Origin of the sequence: Enterobacter dykesii, from assembly GCF_008364625.2 — a bacterium.
Taxonomy (GTDB): domain Bacteria; phylum Pseudomonadota; class Gammaproteobacteria; order Enterobacterales; family Enterobacteriaceae; genus Enterobacter; species Enterobacter dykesii.
In genome coordinates, this window is record NZ_CP126604.1 from 3,910,574 (window position 1) to 3,928,771 (window position 18,198).

An 18,198-nucleotide genomic window follows, 5' to 3' on the forward strand; every position below is an offset into this window, starting at 1 on the left:
ATGTTTCACGGGTTAAGCGCGTTTCCGTTAACGCCCCTGAGAGAGGGGACGTTTGACGAACACTCCTTCATCAATCTTCTGCGCCCCGTTGTCGACGCTGGCGTGGATTCACTGGGCATTTTGGGCTCAACGGGAAGTTATGCCTATCTGACCGTTGAAGAGCGCGGCCGGATCGCACGCTGCGCGGTGGCGCATGCTGATGACATTCCGGTCATCGTCAGCATCGGCGCATTGCGGCTGGACGATATTCGAAGTTTGGCTGACGACGCGCAATCGGCAGGAGTCTCCGGCGTGCTGCTGGCACCCGTGTCGTACCAGCGATTAACGGAAGACGAAGTGTTTAATCTGTATGAAACGGTGACCCGCCAGCTCTCCGTACCGCTGTGCATTTACGATAATCCCGCCACAACTGGTTTTTCGTTTAGCGATGAACTGTTATTTGCCGCCGCGGCCCTGCCGAATATAGGGTCCATAAAGCTTGGCCGCGTGCCGGAGGACCTGTCGCAGGTACGCGCTCGTCTTCCTGATACCGTCACGCTGGGCATCGCCGGTGACTGGCGAGCGGCCTCCGCCCTGCAGGCCGGGTTTGACGTCTGGTACTCGGTGGTCGGCGGGTTGTTTCCGCAAACAGCGCTGGCGATTGCCCGTTCGAAAGAGTCGGCACAATCCGAGCGGCTGGAGCCGCTTTGGGCGCTGTTCCGCCATTATGGTAGTTTGCGGGTGGTAGCGGCAGCGGCAGAAATGCTGGGGAAAGTGGAAACGCCCGCGCTACCCTTCCCCCTTCAGGCTATTCATGGTGAGCCGCGCGAAGCGCTTGCTGCGATAATTGCGGATCTGGCGCTGGCCTGAACAACGCCGGGTGGCGCTAGCGCTTACCCGGCCTATAAAAGCAATACAACCTCAGCATACCGGCATAATGATTCTCCCTTTGGAATAGGATATCATTTGGAAAAAATCGACCATCAACCTTGAGGGACCATGCGCTACTATTTTCTGGAATGGGTAAATGATTTCGAAATTATGATGCTTAATTCTCTGGCGAAGGATTATCCCGTCATGAAAATTAATCGTATTATGCGGCGCTATAAATCAGTTAATGCCCTTATGCCCGGTACGCTGTTAAAAAAATGGCATAAACGTTTTCATTGTGCAGTTAAATTATCAGCGATAAAACCAGATGATATTGTAATTTGTAACGGCTATAGCGTTTTCCCCTTCTTGGATTATATTGCCAGCATACCGTGTAAAAAAGTGTTAATCCTGCGCGATTCGGTTTTGGCCTTAACACGTAAGCGCCGCCTCCTGGGTCAACTCAAAGAAGACGAAGACTATATCGAAACGGTTCGCCCGGTATTTGACGTAATATTTAGTTTTGACTCTGCTGACTGCCAACGCTATAGCCTGGCAATGATTGAGCAATTTTTACCGTTCAGCCTGCATGAAATTCAACGGTTACAAAAAGAGAGCAAGATCGAAAATAAGCGCTGTTTTTTTGTTGGAGGCTATGAACCGATTCGTGCAGAAACTCTGAAAATCCTTACGCCTGAACTTGAGAATAGCGGTTATAAACCCGATTTTTATCTGTTGGATAAATACAACAATCATGATAGCTATCCGGATAACTGTCAAAATAAAAGACTTAGCTACATCGAAAACATTGAGAAGGTGAAGCACGCCTCTGTTTTACTGGAAATCAATAAACCAGAGCAACGAGGATTAACGCTACGTGCTTTGGAAGCACTTATTTTCAATAAAAAATTAATTACCACAAATGCGTCGATTCGAAGCATGGATCTTTACGACCCTGCACGAATCTTTATTTATAACGTGGATGATATTGAAGATCTTCAGGACTTTTTGCAAAGCCCTCTCCCCCATGTGGATGAAAAGCTACTGAGTAAATACAGTGCTGATAATTTGATAATGACATTGCAGAAGGTTAATTTCTGACAACGTGTTTACCCGACAGACAGGCTCTGTCGGGTAACTCCGCTACTCCGGCAACAGCCCAACAAAACTGCGTTTCTTACGCGGCTCCGACATCAGCCCTTCAAGCCTATCCACGCACGCCAGGTAGTGCGGGGTTTGCTTATGCGCCAGCACCGCCTCCTCGTCTTTATAGGCCTCGTAGATAAAGAACCGGGTTTTCACGCGCGGGTCCTGCAATACGTCAAAGCGCAGGTTTCCCGGCTCCTTGATTGCCCCCTCGTGGTTGGCGCGAAACACCTCAAGAAACTCGTCCACCCGCTCGGGCTTAATGTTGATTTCAACCAGCGTCACGTTCATTTTGCTTCTCCCTGTTTCTCTTCCTGCCAGAACTGAAACGCGTCACGGGCATTCCAGTTCTCGTGAACCACTTTCTTCACCGCCTTCAGCATGGCGAGCGGCGCGCTGGACTGGAAGATGTTGCGCCCCATGTCCACGCCGGACGCCCCCTGGTCGATCGCCCGCCAGCACATCTCCAGCGCCTCGTGCTCCGGCAGCTTTTTGCCCCCGGCGATCACAATCGGCACCGGGCAGCTGGCGGTCACTTTTTCAAAGCCCTCGTCCACGTAGTAGGTTTTGACGAACTGCGCCCCCATCTCGGCGGCAATGCGGCTGGCCAACGAGAAATAGCGAGCGTCGCGTGCCATCTCCTTGCCGACGCCCGTTACCGCCAGCGTCGGCATGCCGTAGCGCGCGCCCGCGTCCACCAGCTTGATGATGTTGTTGATCGACTGATGCTCAAATTCGCTGCCGATATACACCTGCGCCGCCACCGCGCAGACGTTCAGGCGCAGCGCGTCCTCCATCGCCACCGCCACGCACTCGTTCGACAGCTCGCCCAGAATCGAGTTACCGCCCGAGGCGCGCAGCACCACCGGTTTGTTCGTGGCGGCTGGCACCTGGCTTCTCAGGATACCGCGGGTGCACATCAGCACGTCGGTTTCGCCAAACAGCGGCGCGATGGAGAGATCGATACGCTCAAGGCCGGTGGTCGGCCCCTGAAAGTAACCGTGGTCAAAGGCCAGCATCACCGTGCGGTTGCTCTGCGGGTTGAAGATGCGCGCAAGCCTGGACTGCATGCCCCAGTCCAGCGAGCCGCAGCCCTTCAGGGTGTAAGGCACATTCTGCTGCGGCGTGCCGATGCCAAAATCCTTGCCGTCTTTGATGTCGTCTAAATCAGCCATTTGCTCCCCCGTCAGAAATCGTATTTGCTGATGTTCTCTTTGGTGAACACCACCCGCTCCGGCAGCAGCACGATGCCGTTGCCTTTCGCCTCATACTGGTAGCCCTGCACGCTGTTCGGCTCTACCTTCAGCGCGCCGATATTTTTGACGTCCACGCTGTCGCCGACGTTAAGATCGCCTTTTTTCAGCAAACGATCGGCGACATTGACCGCAATTTTGCCCTGTTGCACCACATCCCACAGGCCGAAGGCTTTTACCGTGCCGCGCTCAACGTACGGGCGCATCACGTTCGGCGTGCTGAAGCCGACAATCGCCACCCCTTCGCGCTTCAGGTTTTCCGCCGCCTGCGCCGCAGCCGGCAGCGCGTTGGCGTCCGGGGCGATGATCGCATCCAGATCCGGATACGCTTTTAAGATCCCTTCGGCGGTTTGCAGGGATTTGGTGGCATCGTTATAGCCAAACTGGGTCGTCACGACCTGCCACTGGGGGTGATCTTTCTCGATTTTGGCCTTCGCCTCTTTCACCCACTGGTTCTGGTCGGTTACGGTCGGGCTTGAGTAGAAGAACGCCACTTTAGCGTTCGGTTTGGTGACCTGTTTGCCCGCCATCTCCACCAGCAGGCCGCCCAGCTGCTCCGGCGTCCCCTGGTTGATGTAGATGCTGCGGCACTCCGGTTTGGTGTCGGAATCCCAGGTCAGGACCTTGACGCCGCGCTGCATCGCGCGCTTGAGCGACGGGCAGAGGCCGTCCGGCGATACGGCGGAGACGATGATGGCGTTATAGCCCTGGTTGACGAAGTTATTGATGAGCTGCACCTGGCCGGAGACGCTCGGCTCGGTCGGGCCGTCGTAGGTCACGTCCACGCCGAGGTCTTTCCCCGCCTCTTTCGCGCCGTTGCCGCCGCTGGTGAAGAAGCCCACGCCCACCAGCTTCGGGATAAAGGCAATGCGGTCCGCCGCCTGCGCCGAAGCGAAGCTGAGGGCCATTGCCAGGACGAACAGTTTTGTTTTCATCTTACGCTCCGGATAGTTTTCTAAAGAGAGATCGCACCCACTCACGGTGCAGACTCAGCGAACGTCCCATCACCACCACAACCAGCAGCGCCCCTGACAGCGCGCTCGACACCTGGTTGGGGATGCCGACCATCTGTAAACCCTGCTGCAGGTAGCCCACCAGCAGCGCCGCCAGCGCGGTACCGACAACTGAACCTGACCCGCCGTAGATATTGGCCCCGCCGAGCACGGCGGCGGTGAGCGCAGGCATCAGCAGATCGCGGCCCAGATCCGAACGCGCCGAGCCGAAGTAGGAGACCATCACCAGCGCAGCAATGGCCGAGGCCACGCCCACCAGGCCGTACAGCGCGTAGGGCATGCCGTTCACCGACAGCGCCGCATAGCGCGCCGCGCGAGGATTCTGGCCGATTAAAAACAGATGACGGCCAAAGCGCCCGCGGTGGGTAATCAGCCAGAAGAAGACGGTAATCACCGAGAACAGCACCAGCGGGATCGGCAGACCCAGCACCGTGAGGTTAGCGAACGCCGTGAAGCTGTCCGGGAAGCCGCCGATGCCCTCGTAGCCCGTCGCCCCCGCCATGCCGGAGAGCAACAGCGCGCCGCCGCCGTAGAGGTAGAGCGTGCCGAGGGTGATAACCAAAGGACTGATGCCGGTGTAGTGGATCAGCGCGGCATTAAATAATCCGCACAGCAGGCCGAGCAGCAGCGTCAGCGGAATAGCGACCGCCATTGGCCACCCGGACTGCATCATCACGCCCAGCGCGATGGCGCACAGGCCGATGGTTGAGCCGAGGGAGATGTCGATCCCGCCGCTGATGATCACAAGCGTGAGCGGCAGCGCCACGATGCCGATGCAGATAAAATCGCTGGTGCTGAACAGCAGCATGTTAATGTCGAGCATGCGCGGGTTGATGGCGCCAAAGAACAGGATCTCCAGCACCAGCAAAATCAGCAGCGCGCTTTCCCAGTTAAGCCTCATTTACGCCACCTCTTTTTTGCGTTTGGGAAACGGGGTGACGTGCTTTCCCCCTCTGTTACCCGGCTGGAAGCGACCGTACTTCAGCGCCCGCTGATGGCGCGCCAGCGCCTGACGCAGACGTCCGTCGAGCACCAGCACACCCAGCAGCACCAAGCCGGCAATAAAATCGTTCCACCACGCCGGGAGCCTGAACAGCACCAGCACGGTATCGATTTGCGTCAGGAAGAAGGCGCCCAGCAGCGCGCCAATCAGCGTGCCGGTGCCGCCCAGCAGCGAAATACCGCCGAGCACGCAGGCGGCGATGGCCTTCATCTCCAGCCCGCTGCCGGTCTGGTTGGGCACAAAGCCAATCTGCGCGGCAAAGACGATCCCGGCGCAGGCCGCCAGCATGCCGTTCAGGGTAAAGGCGAGCATCCGCGTGCGGTTCACCGCCACGCCCAGCTGGCGCGCGGCGGCGAGGTTATCCCCCACCGCGTAGAAATCACGCCCGAACGCGGTGCGCGAGAGCGTCCACGCGCCGGTGACCGCGATAATCAACACCAGCATGCCGAGCGGCGAAATGCCGATGGCGGCAGGCTCAGAGAGGGATTTCAGCCCAGGCGGCAGCCCCTCAATCCACTTTCCGCCCGTCCAGAGCAGCATCGCGCCGCGGTACAACCCCAGCGTGCCGAGGGTGGCGACAATCGCCGGAATGCGCAGCCCTACCACCAGAAAACCGTTGAACGCACCGGCCAGCGCGCCAATAGACAGCGCGAAGAGAATGGAAACGGGCAGGCTGTAGCCGCTGTTCAGCGCCACGCCGACGGCAATGGCGGACAGCCCGACGGTTGAGCCGACGGACACGTCGATATTGCGGGTCAGCATTACCAGCGCCGCGCCGATGGCCAGCAGGATCAGGATCTGCGAGCTGGCGAAAATCATCCCCAGCGTCTGCAGGCTGAAGTAGGACGGATTCAGCGCCACCAGCACGGCGAACAGCGCCAGAATGGCGAGAAACGCGCTCAGCTCGCGGTTTTTGAGTAAGGTCTTCATGATTGGCCTCCAAACGCCAGCGCCATCATTTTGTCGAGGCTGACGGCGTGGCGCGGCAGCTCGCCGCTGAGCACGCCCTGGTGCATCACCAGCACGCGGTCCGCAAGGCCCGGGAACTCGTCAAGATCGCTTGAGATCATCAGCACCGCCACGTTCTGCGCCGCCACGCTTTTTATCAGCTGGTAGATGTCGGCGCGCGCCGAGACGTCCACCCCGCGCGTCGGTTCATCGACGATCAGCAGTAAAGGGTTGGCCTCGAGACAGCGCGCCAGCAGCACCTTCTGCTGGTTGCCGCCGGAGAGCGTGCGCACGGTTTGATCCGCATGGTTGAGCTTGATCCCCAGCGCCCGGTGATAGCGCTCCACCACCGCAGACTCCCGCTTGCGCTGCTGCCAGAGAGACGGCTCGTTCAGCGCCACGGTATTCCAGCGGATTGGCGCGTCAAGGAACAGGCCTGACACCTGCCTGTCTTCCGGCAGATAGACCAGCCCTTTTTCCAGGCGTGAACTTACCGGATCGCCGGTGATCTCCTGGTTCTCCAGCCAGATGCGGCCCCCGCGTACCGGCCGCAGGCCGTAGAGCGTTTCCGCAAACTCGGTGCGCCCGGATCCCACCAGCCCGGCCAGGCCGACGATCTCGCCGGCGTAGATCTCAAGGCTAAGATCGATAAACCCCTCACCGGTGAGATCGTCCACCCGTAGCACCGGGAAATCCTGTGGCTGAGTGCGCCGGTTGCCCGGCAGCGCCAGCCACAGCTTTTGCGTATCGCTGAGTGATTTATCGCGGCTTACCGGCGTCATGGCGGCGATCAGGGCGCTGTCGTCAAACTCCGCGGTTTCACCGCTCAGCACCACCGCGCCGTCGCGCATCACCGAGACGTGGCTTGAAAGCATGCGAATCTCCGGCAGCTTGTGCGAGATAAAGACAATCCCGACACCGAGCGCCTGCAGGGCGCGGATCTGGCGGAACAGCCGCTCGGTTTCACCCGGCGTGAGTGAGGCCGTGGGTTCGTCGAGGATCAGGATCCTGGCGTTGCGCATCAGCCCGCGCAGGATCTCCACCATCTGCTGATCCGCCACTTCCAGGGTGCTGGCAGTGGCGTCGAGGTTAAGCTGGCACTGTAGCTGCTGGAGCTTCTCCGCCAGCCGCTTTTCCAGATCGCGTTCGCGCGGCAGGCGAAACAGGATATTTTCCCGCACCGTCAGGTTGGGGAACAACAGCGGCTCCTGCGGCACCAGATAAATGCCTAACCCGTGCGCCTGAGCGGGCGTGAGGCGCGCATATGACTGCCCCTCGACAGAAAGTTCACCGCTGTCCGGCGTTTCCACCCCGGCGATGATCTTCATCAGCGTCGATTTTCCCGCGCCGTTTCCGCCCATCAGCGCGTGCACCTGGCCCGCAAGCAGCGTGAAATCTATGCCTTTTAGAACCGGCACGCCTGAGAACTGCTTGCTGATATTCCGTGCGTCGAGAAGTGAGGTCATCATCGCTCCGCTATTGAACAAATGATTTTTAGATTTAATAATGTTCAAAAGCGTAGACGGTGAACTATATTTACAACCGTGCAGGGATCACAGTTTTATCGATTGAGATACAGATAAGCCAGAAACGATCTAAAAGATCCGTTTTGTCGCGTGGCTCACATTTTCCCTTCACGCCATCACGAACATATGATCTAAATTTTTATAAGAGTTCAACTATGAGCGATAAACGCACTGCGGAAGAAGGACGGTTTGCCGGGCTGGCACTGGCGGAAGAAGAACTCGTGGCGCGCGTGGCCTGGTGCTACTACCACGACGGGCTGACCCAAAACGACATCGGCGAGCGGCTCGGGCTGCCGCGCCTGAAGATCTCCCGCTTGCTGGAAAAAGGCCGTCAGTCCGGGGTGATCCGCGTGCAGATCAACTCCCGCTACGAGGGCTGTCTGGCGCTGGAGACCGAGCTACAGCAGCGCTTTGGCCTGAAGCTGGTGCGCGTGATGCCCGCGTTAAATACGCCGCCGATGAACGTGCGGCTGGGCATTGGCGCGGCGCAGTCGCTGATGGGCGTGCTGGAGCCCGGCCAGCTGCTGGCGGTGGGGTTTGGTGAAACCACCATGAGCAGCCTGCAGCACCTGAGCGGCTTTATCAGCTCGCAGCAGATCCGCCTGGTGACGCTCTCCGGCGGCGTCGGGCCGTATATGACCGGTATCGGCCAGCTGGACGCGGCCTGTAGCGTCAGCATGATCCCCGCCCCGCTTCGCGTGTCATCCGCAGAGGTGGCCGGGATCTTAAAACGCGAGACCAGCGTGCGGGACGTGATCCTCGCCGCGACGGCCGCCGACGTGGCGGTGGTCGGCATTGGTTCAGTGAACCAGCGCCGTGACGCCACGATACTGCGATCCGGCTATATCAGCGAAGGTGAACAGCTGATGTACGCCCGCAAAGGCGCGGTCGGCGACATTCTCGGCTATTTCCTTAATGCCGATGGCGAGTGCGTCGAGGAGCTGGAGATCCATAAAGAATTACTGGGCGTCACGCTCGATGAACTGGCGCAGCTGCCCACCATCGTTGGCGTGGCTGGAGGAGAAGAGAAAGCCGATGCGATTTATGCCGCACTGAAGGGTCGCCGTATCAATGGCCTGGTGACGGAGGAGACGACAGCCCGCGCGGTGCTGGCCCTGACGTAACGGGCATGCCCTGCGCTAACAACGAGGCAAGCTCATGAGTTACCTTTTAGCGTTAGATGCAGGGACAGGCAGCGTTCGCGCCGTTATTTTCGATTTACTGGGCAACCAGATTGCCGTCGGCCAGGCCGAGTGGAAGCACCTGAGCGTGGAGAACGTGCCGGGATCGATGGAGTTCGACCTCGACACCAACTGGCGGCTGGCCTGCCGGTGCATTCACCAGGCGCTTGAGCTGGCGCATCTGAGCGCGGCGGATATTCAGTCCGTCGCCTGCTGCTCCATGCGCGAAGGGATCGTGCTGTACGACCGCAACGGCGAGGCCATCTGGGCCTGCGCCAACGTCGACGCCCGCGCCAGCCGCGAGGTGGCCGAACTCAAAGAGATCCACGACGACCGTTTTGAATCCGAGGTGTATGAAGTTTCCGGACAGACGCTGGCGCTGAGCGCCATGCCGCGCCTCCTGTGGCTGGCGCACCATCGTCCTGACATTTACCGTAAAGCCGCCACCATCACCATGATCAGCGACTGGCTGGCGGCGAAGCTCTCCGGCGAGCTGGCGGTCGACCCGTCTAACGCGGGCACCACCGGCATGCTGGATCTGTTTTCCCGCGACTGGCGTCCGGCGCTGCTCGACATGGCCGGGCTGCGCGCCGATATTCTCTCCCCGGTGAAAGAGACCGGCACCGTGCTGGGCGCGATCACCAAAGAGGCCGCGCAGCAGAGCGGCCTGCGCGAGGGCACGCCGGTGGTGATGGGCGGCGGCGACGTGCAGCTGGGCTGTCTGGGGCTGGGCGTGGTCCGCGCCGGCCAGACGGCGGTGCTGGGCGGCACCTTCTGGCAGCAGGTGGTCAACCTACCGCAGGTGCGCACCGACCCCGAGATGAACATCCGCGTGAATCCGCACGTTATTCCCGGCATGGCGCAGGCGGAGTCGATCAGCTTCTTCACCGGGCTGACCATGCGCTGGTTCCGCGACGCCTTCTGCGCCGAGGAAAAGCTGATTGCCGAACGGATGGGGATGGACACCTATTCCCTGCTGGAAGAGATGGCGAGCCGCGTGCCGGCGGGCTCCTACGGGGTGATGCCGATCTTCTCCGACGCGATGCATTTCAAGCAGTGGTACCACGCCGCGCCGTCGTTTATTAACCTCTCCATCGACCCGGAAAAGTGCAACAAAGCGACGCTGTTCCGCGCCCTGGAGGAGAACGCGGCGATCGTCTCGGCCTGCAACCTGGCGCAGATCTCGCACTTCTCCGGCGTGACGTTTGAAAGCCTGGTATTTGCAGGCGGCGGGGCCAAAGGCGCCCTGTGGAGTCAAATTTTAAGCGACGTTACCGGGCTGCCGGTGCGCGTGCCGGAAGTGAAAGAGGCAACGGCGCTCGGCTGCGCGATTGCCGCAGGCGCGGGCGCGGGGCTGTTTGCGGATATGGCCTCGACGGGCGAGCGGCTGGTGAAGTGGAGCCGCGAGTTCACGCCGAACCCGCAACACCGGGAGCTGTACGACAGCATGATGCAGAAGTGGCAGGCGGTGTACGCCGACCAGCTCGGGCTGGTGGACAGCGGGCTGACGACGTCGATGTGGCAGGCACCGGGACTGGTGCGGACATCCCCCTCACCCCGGCCCTCTCCCTGAGGGAGAGGGAGATTACGTCCCCTCTCCCTCAGGGTGTACGGTCCGGGGACATAGTGAACACTTGTTCGGGAACATGGTAGACACTTACAACTAAGGCATAAGAACCCGTTTATGGAGTCGCTTATGCCCTGGGATGCGAGAGATACCATGTCATTACGTACTGAGTTTGTTTTGTTCGCCTCGCAGGACGGGGCGAACATCCGTTCCCTCTGCCGTCGCTTCGGCATTTCACCTGCCACCGGCTACAAGTGGCTTCAGCGCTGGGCTCAGGAAGGCCCGTCCGGCCTTCAGGACCGGCCCCGCATACCCCACCATTCCCCGAACCGCTCATCTGACGACATCACTGCCCTGCTGCGCATGGCCCATGACCGCCATGAACGCTGGGGAGCCCGCAAGATTAAGCGCTGGCTCGAAGACCAGGGGCACCGCATGCCCGCCTTCAGCACCGTCCATAGCCTGATGGCCCGCCATGGTCTGCTGCCGGGCGCTTCACCGGGCATACCCGCCACGGGACGGTTCGAACACGACGCGCCGAACCGCCTCTGGCAGATGGATTTTAAGGGCCACTTTCCCTTTGGCGGCGGCCGCTGCCATCCGCTCACCCTGCTGGACGACCACTCCCGTTTTTCCCTGTGCCTGGCGCCCTGTACCGATGAACGGCGCGAGACCGTGCAGCAGCAGCTGGTCAGCGTGTTTGAACGTTACGGCCTGCCGGACCGGATGACAATGGACAACGGCTCACCGTGGGGCGACACCACCGGTACCTGGACGGCGCTGGAGCTGTGGCTGATGCGCCACGGTATCCGGGTGGGCCATTCCCGGCCTTATCATCCGCAGACGCAGGGCAAGCTGGAGCGTTTTCACCGCAGCCTGAAGGCGGAAGTGCTGCAGGGGAAGTGGTTCGCGAACGAGGGCGAACTGCAGCGTGCCTTCGACCACTGGCGGACGGTGTACAACCTTGAACGCCCGCACGAGGCGCTGGATATGGCGGTACCGGGCTCGCGGTATCAGCCGTCAGCGCGGCAGTACAGCGGCAACACAACGCCCCCGGAATACGACGAGGGCGTGATGGTAAGGAAAGTGGATATCAGCGGAAAGCTGAGCGTGAAAGGGGTAAGTCTGAGCGCAGGCAAGGCGTTCAGGGGAGAACGGGTCGGGCTGAAGGAAATGCAGGAAGACGGCAGCTATGAGGTGTGGTGGTACAGCACGAAAGTGGGGGTGATCGACCTGAAGAAAAAGTCGATCACCATGGGTAAAGGATGTTAAAAAGTGTTCACCATGTCCCCGAACACCTGTCTACCATGTCCCCGGACTGTACAAGGGAGAGGGTTAGGGTGAGGGCATCAGGCCACACCAATATTTGAATCCCATCACAATCACTGCATTCGCCTTTTCCCTTTTACTCCCCGCTGGCTAAATTAGTAACTCATCCGACCACATAACAATAATTTTACACTGGAAGAGACTATGAGCCGCTATCCGTCGTTATTCGCCCCCCTCGATCTGGGGTTCACTACCCTCAAAAACCGCGTGTTGATGGGCTCAATGCACACCGGGCTGGAGGAGCATCCGGACGGGGCCGAGCGTCTGGCAGCCTTCTATGCCGAGCGCGCCCGCCACGGAGTAGCGCTGATTGTCACCGGCGGCGTGGCCCCGGCTCCTTCCGGCGTGGGCATGGAGGGCGGCGCGGTTCTGAACGATGCGTCACAGCTGCCGCACCACCGTATTGTGACCGACGCGGTACACCGCGAGGGCGGAAAAATCGCCCTGCAAATCCTGCATACCGGGCGCTACAGCTACCAGCCGAACCTGGTCGCGCCGTCGGCCATTCAGGCGCCGATCAACCGCTTTAAGCCTCACGCCCTCAGCCACGATGAGATCCTGGCGCTGATCGACGACTTTGCCCGCTGCGCGGCGCTGGCGCGTGAGGCAGGCTACGACGGCGTTGAGGTGATGGGCTCAGAAGGCTATCTGATTAACGAGTTTCTCGCCGCCCGCACCAACCAGCGCGATGACGAATGGGGCGGCGACTATGCCCGCCGGATGCGCTTTGCCGTGGAGGTGGTGCGCGCGGTGCGCGAACGTGCGGGCGCGGACTTTATTATCGTCTTCCGTCTCTCGATGCTCGATCTGGTAGAGGGCGGCGGCACGTTCGACGAGACCGTGCAGCTGGCGCAGGCGATTGAAGCCGCAGGCGCCACCATTATCAACACCGGCATCGGCTGGCACGAGGCGCGCATCCCGACTATCGCCACGCCGGTGCCGCGCGCGGCGTTCAGTTGGGTAACACGGAAACTGAAAGGCAAAGTCTCTGTTCCGCTGGTCACCACCAACCGCATTAACGATCCGCAGGTGGCGGACGATGTGATTTCGCGCGGCGACGCCGATATGGTGTCGATGGCGCGTCCGTTCCTCGCCGATGCCGAACTGTTGTCCAAAGCGCAAAGCGGCCGTGCGGATGAAATCAACACCTGCATCGGCTGCAACCAGGCCTGTCTGGATCAGATCTTCGTCGGGAAGGTCACCTCCTGCCTCGTGAACCCGCGCGCCTGCCATGAAACCAAAATGCCGATCGTTCCGGCGGTCAATAAAAAGCGCCTGGCCGTCGTAGGCGCAGGCCCCGCGGGGCTGGCGTTTGCGGTGAATGCCGCCTCGCGAGGCCACAGCGTGACGCTGTTTGATGCGCTGGCGGAGATTGGCGGGCAGTTTAATATCGCCAAACAGATCCCCGGCAAAGAGGAGTTCTATGAAACCCTGCGCTACTACCGCCGGATGATCGACCTGACGGGCGTCGAATTGCGGCTTAATCAGTTTGTCCGCGCGGCGGATCTGATCGGTTTTGACGAGGTGATCCTGGCGAGTGGGATCGTCCCGCGCACGCCTGCGATCGAGGGTATCGATCATCCGAAGGTGTTGAGCTATCTGGATGTATTGCGTGACAAAGCGCCGGTCGGCGAGAAGGTGGCCATTATCGGCTGCGGCGGGATCGGCTTTGATACCGCCATGTACTTAAGCCAGCCGGGCGAGGCCACCAGCCAGAACATTGCCGAGTTTTGCGTGGAATGGGGTATCGACACCAGCCTGAGCCAGTCCGGCGGGCTACGCCCGGAAGGGCCGCAGCTGCCGAAAAGCCCGCGCCAGATCGTGATGCTGCAGCGCAAGGCTAGCAAGCCGGGCGAAGGGCTGGGCAAAACCACGGGATGGATCCACCGTGCCACCCTGCTCTCTCGCGGGGTGAAGATGATCCCGGCGGTAAGCTATGAGAAGATCGACGATGAGGGGCTGCACGTCACGATCGGCGGCGAACCGCAGCTACTGCGCGTGGATCACGTCATTTTATGTGCCGGGCAGGAGCCGAAACGGGATCTGGCGGATCCGCTGCGCGAAGCCGGTAAAACGGTGCATCTGATTGGCGGGTGCGACGTGGCGATGGAGCTGGATGCGCGACGCGCAATTGCGCAGGGCACCCAGCTTGCACTGATGATTTAGCGACGACGACCCAGCTTCACGGATTTCAGCACCACGAATTTGTTGTTGGTGGCAATCGTGACGCAGTTGCCGAAAATCTTCTTCAGCTTGTGGAAGTAGTCCAGATGGCGGTTAGCCACGATATAAAGCTCGCCGTTGATTTTCAGGCAGCGGCGCGCGTGGTGGAACATCTCCCACGCGACGTTATCCGTCAGGGCGTGCTTCTGGTGGAACGGCGGGTTGCAGAACACGGCGTTGAAGCGGAACGGCTCGACGCCGGACAGCGCGTTGTTGATCATAAACTCGCAGCGGTCCAGCGCTTCCGGCATGTTGGTTTCCACGTTCAGACGGCTGGAGGCCACCGCCATCGGCGACTCGTCGCTGAACACCACGCTGGCGTCCGGGTTCTTCGCCAGCAGCGTCAGGCCAATCACGCCGTTACCGCAGCCCAGATCGACAATCTCACCTTCCAGATTTTCCGGCAGATGTTCCATAAAGAAACGCGCCCCGATATCCAGCCCGGTGCGGGAGAAGACGTTCGCATGGTTGTGGATGGTCCAGTCGGTGCCTTCCAGCTTCCAGCTCAGCGTCTCCGGCGCGTCGGCCAGCTCCGGCGCGCTGAAGGTGCAGTTGATCAGGCGCGCTTTTTTCCACGCCAGCGTGGTGGTGGTTGGGCCGAGGACCTTCTCGAACAGCTCCAGCGTCGAAGTGTGAATATCGCGCGCTTTAGCACCCGCGATGATGCGAGTTTCCGGCGTCACGACCTTACGCAGCGCGCGCAGCTGCTGTTCCAGCAGCGCCATGGTTTTTGGCACTTTGATCAGCACCACGCCCGGCGACTGCGGGTAATCCGCGGTGCTGTCGAGGAACTTCACGCTGGACTCTTCGAGGTCGTTATGGCGCAGGTTTTCACGCGTCGCCAGCTCGCTCAGGTAGGAATCGCCGATGCTGTACGGCGTGTGCTCCGCCAGGGCGCAGCCCAGCGCGCCAAAGGCGTCATTCAGGATCAAAACCGGGCCGCGGATTTCAGTCTCATCCAACTGCTGCAGCAGATATTCATCCGCCGCTTCCCACGCCATGAGCGGGTTAACGTCGTCCGTTTCCGGGAAACGTTTAAGGTTGAGTGAACGGAAACCGTTGTCTAAGTGGCTCATCGGCCCTCCTGAATGGTAAAATTTGGCGTATCCCTGAAAAGGGTGCGTGAGTATACCCGTTTTATTGTCGATTTGGGGCGTTGATGAACCAACTTACTTATCTCCAGGGCTATCCGGAGCATTTACTGTCTCAGGTTCGCAACCTGATTGCCGAGCAGAAGCTCGGCGCGGTGCTGGAAAAACGCTATCCCGGCACGCACGATTTCGCGACCGATAAGGCCCTCTGGCAGTATACGCAGGATCTGAAAAGCCGGTATCTGAAGAGCGCGCCGCCGATCAACAAGGTGATGTACGACAACAAGATCCACGTGCTAAAAAACGCGCTCGGCCTGCACACCGCCATCTCCCGCGTACAGGGCGGCAAGCTGAAGGCGAAGGCCGAAATCCGCGTCGCGACGGTTTTCCGTAACGCACCGGAAGCCTTTCTGCGGATGATCGTGGTGCACGAACTGGCGCACCTGAAGGAGAAAGAGCACGACAAAGCGTTCTACTCCCTGTGCTGCCACATGGAGCCGCAATACCACCAGCTGGAGTTTGATACTCGTCTGTGGCTTACGCATTTATCGTTAAATGGTAATGCGGAATAGCGCACGCGAATTGTCATGATGACGTGCTACAGTGGCTAAAGGTTCCCCGCTACGGAGTACGTAAACGTTTATGATACGTTTCGCAGTCATTGGAACGAACTGGATCACGCGCCAGTTCGTCGACGCCGCCCACGAAACCGGCAAACTGAAACTTACCGCAGTCTATTCCCGCAGCCTTGAGCAGGCGCAGAGTTTTGCCAACGATTACCTCGTTGAGCATCTCTTCACCTCGCTTGATGAGATGGCACAAAGCGACGCCATTGACGCGGTGTATATCGCCAGCCCGAACTCCCTGCACTTCCCGCAAACGAAGCTGTTCCTCAGCCATAAAAAGCATGTGATTTGCGAGAAGCCGCTGGCGTCAAATATTGAGGAAGTGGAAGCGGCTATTGCGCTTGCCCGCGAAAACCAGGTGGTGCTGTTCGAAGCGTTCAAAACCGCCAGCCTGCCGAATTTCCTGCTGCTGCAGCAGTCGCTGCCGAAAATTGGCAAAGTGCGTAAAGCCTTTATCAACTACTGCCAGTACTCGTCGCGCTACCAGCGCTATCTGGACGGCGAGAACCCGAATACCTTTAACCCGGCGTTTTCGAACGGCTCGATTATGGATATCGGTTTCTATTGCCTGGCCTCTGCCGTGGCCCTGTGGGGCGAACCGCACGGCGTCAGTGCGCAAGCCAGCCTGCTGGAGAGCGGCGTGGATGCGCACGGTGTAGCGGTGCTGGACTACGGTGATTTTAGCGTCACGCTGCAGCACTCCAAAGTCAGCGATTCCGTGCTGCCGAGCGAAATTCAGGGCGAAGCGGGCTCGCTGGTTATCGAAAAGATCTCCGAGTGCCAGAAGATCAGCTTTGTGCCGCGCGGCGGCAAAGCGCAGGAGCTGACGCAGCCTCAGCATATTAACACTATGCTCTATGAGGCAGAGGTCTTCGCCCGTCTGGTGGAAGACAACGAAGTGAATCACCCTGGCCTCGCGGTGAGCCGCACCACGGCGAAACTGCAAACGGAGATCCGCCGTCAGACAGGCGTGGTATTCCCGGCAGACGGCGTGAGCGCGGAAGTTATCGCGTAAAGCTGTGTAATGAAACGGCGCAGACCATTGACGAAACCAATAGTCTGACATATTTTGTTACCTGCAAAGGGGAGTAACTTCTTCGCCGGTGGATCGTCATTACGATGCGTTAAACGCGCATCCGGTCGCCGGGCAACCTTCATGGTTGTAAGTGAGACCTTGCCGGGAGGCGAGGTCTATGCATAAAAAGCTAACGGCTATCGTCTTCTGACCATGGCCGTTTTTGTTTTTTATGTGTAAGGAAAATAGTATGCATTCTGTCGGCACTCCAATGTTGTGGGGCGGATTCGCGGTTGTCGTGCTCATCATGCTGGCGATCGACCTCTTTTTGCAGGGCCGTCGCGGCGCGCACGGCATGACCATGAAGCAGGCCGCCGCCTGGTCGCTGGTCTGGGTTACCCTTTCCCTGCTGTTCTGTGCCGCCTTCTGGTGGTACCTGGCCTCGACCGAAGGCCGCGCAGTGGCCGACCCTCAGGCGCTCGCCTTCCTCACCGGTTATCTGATTGAAAAAGCCCTGGCGGTTGATAACGTCTTCGTCTGGCTGATGCTGTTCAGCTACTTTGCCGTGCCTGCTGCCCTGCAGCGACGCGTGCTGGTCTACGGCGTGCTGGGCGCGATTATCCTGCGTACCATCATGATCTTCGCCGGCAGCTGGCTGATTACCCAGTTCGAATGGCTGCTGTACGTCTTCGGCGCGTTTCTGCTGTTCACCGGGGTCAAAATGGCGCTGGCGAAAGAGGACGGCTCCGCGATTGGCGATCGCCCGCTGGTTAAGTGGATCCGCGGTCATCTGCGCATGACAGATAAGATTGAGAGCGAGCACTTCTTCGTGCGCAAGAACGGCCTGCTGTTTGCCACTCCGCTGCTGCTGGTACTGATTCTGGTTGAGCTGAGCGACGTGATTTTCGCGGTGGACAGCATTCCAGCAATCTTCGCGGTGACCACCGACCCGTTCATCGTCCTGACCTCAAACCTCTTCGCCATCCTCGGCCTGCGTGCGATGTACTTCCTGCTGGCAGGCGCGGCGGAGCGCTTCTCGATGCTGAAATACGGTCTGTCGGTGATTCTGGTGTTTATCGGTATCAAGATGCTGATTGTTGATTTCTACCATATCCCGATCGCCATTTCGCTCGGCGTGGTGTTTGGCATTCTGATCGTGACGCTGATTATCAATACCTGGGTTAACCGCCAGCACGATAAGAAGCAGCAGGTGGAGTAATCCCCCTCACCCCGGCCCTCTCCCACAGGGAGAGGGTGAACACACTTTTGTAACGCAACAGTTAAAAAATATGATGTGACACGTAAAATCCAGCATTTTACGCTTCCTTCCTTTCGCGCATTCCCTATACTCGACCAGGCAAACATTTACTTACATCCGGACATAAATGTGACTAAGAGCACATCAGGATGGAACGCAATTTCACTCAG

At 59.4% G+C, this 18,198-nt stretch carries 16 protein-coding genes; 9 read left to right on the forward strand and 7 right to left on the reverse strand.

Annotated features, from left to right (window positions below; translation table 11 throughout):
* Positions 1-849 (forward strand): dihydrodipicolinate synthase family protein, encoded by an 849-nt coding sequence (locus tag F0320_RS18630; RefSeq protein WP_126329231.1) that lies wholly within the window; start codon positions 1-3, stop codon positions 847-849.
* A gap of 129 nt (positions 850-978) precedes the next feature.
* Positions 979-1,950, forward strand: coding sequence for a hypothetical protein (locus tag F0320_RS18635; RefSeq protein WP_149323900.1), 972 nt, complete (start codon positions 979-981; stop codon positions 1,948-1,950).
* A gap of 42 nt (positions 1,951-1,992) precedes the next feature.
* Here the strand turns inward: F0320_RS18635 and lsrG are convergent, their stop codons facing one another.
* Genes lsrG through lsrA form a run of 6 tightly spaced genes read right to left on the reverse strand, consistent with a single transcriptional unit; the run spans position 1,993 to position 7,678 of the window.
* A complete protein-coding gene (gene lsrG, locus F0320_RS18640; protein ID WP_126329229.1) occupies positions 1,993-2,286 on the reverse strand; it encodes a (4S)-4-hydroxy-5-phosphonooxypentane-2,3-dione isomerase in 294 nt (97 codons plus the stop codon).
* Complete coding sequence (lsrF, locus tag F0320_RS18645; protein WP_029741387.1) at positions 2,283-3,170, reverse strand: 3-hydroxy-5-phosphonooxypentane-2,4-dione thiolase; 888 nt, start codon at positions 3,168-3,170, stop codon at positions 2,283-2,285. Before lsrF ends, lsrG begins: the two co-directional genes overlap by 4 nt.
* 11 nt (positions 3,171-3,181) lie before the next feature.
* Entirely contained in the window at positions 3,182-4,183 is a 1,002-nt protein-coding gene (gene lsrB, locus F0320_RS18650) for an autoinducer 2 ABC transporter substrate-binding protein LsrB (protein WP_126329228.1), read from the reverse strand.
* A 1-nt stretch (position 4,184) separates the two neighbouring features.
* Complete coding sequence (gene lsrD, locus F0320_RS18655) at positions 4,185-5,162, reverse strand: autoinducer 2 ABC transporter permease LsrD (RefSeq protein WP_126329227.1); 978 nt, start codon at positions 5,160-5,162, stop codon at positions 4,185-4,187.
* On the reverse strand, positions 5,163-6,194 hold the full coding sequence (lsrC, locus tag F0320_RS18660) for an autoinducer 2 ABC transporter permease LsrC (protein ID WP_047652764.1): 1,032 nt from the start codon (positions 6,192-6,194) through the stop codon (positions 5,163-5,165).
* The gene (gene lsrA / locus F0320_RS18665; protein ID WP_126329423.1) at positions 6,191-7,678 is read right to left on the reverse strand and encodes an autoinducer 2 ABC transporter ATP-binding protein LsrA; all 1,488 of its coding nucleotides are present in this window, start codon (positions 7,676-7,678) and stop codon (positions 6,191-6,193) included. Before lsrA ends, lsrC begins: the two co-directional genes overlap by 4 nt.
* Positions 7,679-7,893: 215 nt before the next feature.
* Here lsrA and lsrR point away from each other — a divergent pair, with 215 nt between their 5' ends.
* From lsrR to F0320_RS18685, 4 genes are all read left to right on the forward strand, one after another.
* A complete protein-coding gene (lsrR, locus tag F0320_RS18670; RefSeq protein ID WP_047652762.1) occupies positions 7,894-8,862 on the forward strand; it encodes a transcriptional regulator LsrR in 969 nt (322 codons plus the stop codon).
* Positions 8,863-8,896: 34 nt separating this feature from the next.
* Positions 8,897-10,492 (forward strand): autoinducer-2 kinase, encoded by a 1,596-nt coding sequence (gene lsrK, locus F0320_RS18675; protein ID WP_126329226.1) that lies wholly within the window; start codon positions 8,897-8,899, stop codon positions 10,490-10,492.
* A gap of 123 nt (positions 10,493-10,615) precedes the next feature.
* The gene (locus F0320_RS18680) at positions 10,616-11,758 is read left to right on the forward strand and encodes an IS481 family transposase (protein ID WP_431605437.1); all 1,143 of its coding nucleotides are present in this window, start codon (positions 10,616-10,618) and stop codon (positions 11,756-11,758) included.
* A gap of 201 nt (positions 11,759-11,959) precedes the next feature.
* On the forward strand, positions 11,960-13,981 hold the full coding sequence (locus tag F0320_RS18685) for an NADPH-dependent 2,4-dienoyl-CoA reductase (RefSeq protein ID WP_126329225.1): 2,022 nt from the start codon (positions 11,960-11,962) through the stop codon (positions 13,979-13,981).
* On the opposite strand, the gene rlmG is transcribed toward F0320_RS18685, so the two are convergent.
* A complete protein-coding gene (rlmG, locus tag F0320_RS18690; protein WP_126329224.1) occupies positions 13,978-15,114 on the reverse strand; it encodes a 23S rRNA (guanine(1835)-N(2))-methyltransferase RlmG in 1,137 nt (378 codons plus the stop codon). The two genes, F0320_RS18685 and rlmG, sit on opposite strands and share 4 nt — an antisense overlap.
* 83 nt (positions 15,115-15,197) lie before the next feature.
* On the opposite strand from rlmG, the gene F0320_RS18695 reads away from it, so the two are divergent.
* The 3 genes from F0320_RS18695 to F0320_RS18705 all read left to right on the forward strand — a co-directional run bounded on the left by F0320_RS18695 (position 15,198) and on the right by F0320_RS18705 (position 17,989).
* Positions 15,198-15,701 carry a YgjP-like metallopeptidase domain-containing protein gene (locus F0320_RS18695; RefSeq protein ID WP_126329223.1) on the forward strand — a complete coding sequence of 168 codons (504 nt, stop codon included), beginning with the start codon at positions 15,198-15,200 and terminating at the stop codon, positions 15,699-15,701.
* Between the two features lie 70 nt (positions 15,702-15,771).
* On the forward strand, positions 15,772-16,770 hold the full coding sequence (locus tag F0320_RS18700; RefSeq protein ID WP_126329222.1) for a Gfo/Idh/MocA family protein: 999 nt from the start codon (positions 15,772-15,774) through the stop codon (positions 16,768-16,770).
* A gap of 250 nt (positions 16,771-17,020) precedes the next feature.
* Positions 17,021-17,989 (forward strand): TerC family protein, encoded by a 969-nt coding sequence (locus F0320_RS18705; protein ID WP_023309283.1) that lies wholly within the window; start codon positions 17,021-17,023, stop codon positions 17,987-17,989.
* Positions 17,990-18,198 lie beyond the last annotated feature (209 nt).

What these genes read in the sequence shown, in the direction of transcription:
- F0320_RS18630 (WP_126329231.1), top strand. Translation starts at nt 1, where the DNA reads ATGTTTCACGGGTTAAGCGCGTTTCCGTTAACGCCCCTGAGAGAGGGG.
- F0320_RS18635 (WP_149323900.1), top strand. Translation starts at nt 979, where the DNA reads ATGCGCTACTATTTTCTGGAATGGGTAAATGATTTCGAAATTATGATG.
- lsrG (WP_126329229.1), bottom strand. Translation starts at nt 2,286, where the DNA reads ATGAACGTGACGCTGGTTGAAATCAACATTAAGCCCGAGCGGGTGGAC.
- lsrF (WP_029741387.1), bottom strand. Translation starts at nt 3,170, where the DNA reads ATGGCTGATTTAGACGACATCAAAGACGGCAAGGATTTTGGCATCGGC.
- lsrB (WP_126329228.1), bottom strand. Translation starts at nt 4,183, where the DNA reads ATGAAAACAAAACTGTTCGTCCTGGCAATGGCCCTCAGCTTCGCTTCG.
- lsrD (WP_126329227.1), bottom strand. Translation starts at nt 5,162, where the DNA reads ATGAGGCTTAACTGGGAAAGCGCGCTGCTGATTTTGCTGGTGCTGGAG.
- lsrC (WP_047652764.1), bottom strand. Translation starts at nt 6,194, where the DNA reads ATGAAGACCTTACTCAAAAACCGCGAGCTGAGCGCGTTTCTCGCCATT.
- lsrA (WP_126329423.1), bottom strand. Translation starts at nt 7,678, where the DNA reads ATGACCTCACTTCTCGACGCACGGAATATCAGCAAGCAGTTCTCAGGC.
- lsrR (WP_047652762.1), top strand. Translation starts at nt 7,894, where the DNA reads ATGAGCGATAAACGCACTGCGGAAGAAGGACGGTTTGCCGGGCTGGCA.
- lsrK (WP_126329226.1), top strand. Translation starts at nt 8,897, where the DNA reads ATGAGTTACCTTTTAGCGTTAGATGCAGGGACAGGCAGCGTTCGCGCC.
- F0320_RS18680 (WP_431605437.1), top strand. Translation starts at nt 10,616, where the DNA reads ATGCCCTGGGATGCGAGAGATACCATGTCATTACGTACTGAGTTTGTT.
- F0320_RS18685 (WP_126329225.1), top strand. Translation starts at nt 11,960, where the DNA reads ATGAGCCGCTATCCGTCGTTATTCGCCCCCCTCGATCTGGGGTTCACT.
- rlmG (WP_126329224.1), bottom strand. Translation starts at nt 15,114, where the DNA reads ATGAGCCACTTAGACAACGGTTTCCGTTCACTCAACCTTAAACGTTTC.
- F0320_RS18695 (WP_126329223.1), top strand. Translation starts at nt 15,198, where the DNA reads ATGAACCAACTTACTTATCTCCAGGGCTATCCGGAGCATTTACTGTCT.
- F0320_RS18700 (WP_126329222.1), top strand. Translation starts at nt 15,772, where the DNA reads ATGATACGTTTCGCAGTCATTGGAACGAACTGGATCACGCGCCAGTTC.
- F0320_RS18705 (WP_023309283.1), top strand. Translation starts at nt 17,021, where the DNA reads ATGCATTCTGTCGGCACTCCAATGTTGTGGGGCGGATTCGCGGTTGTC.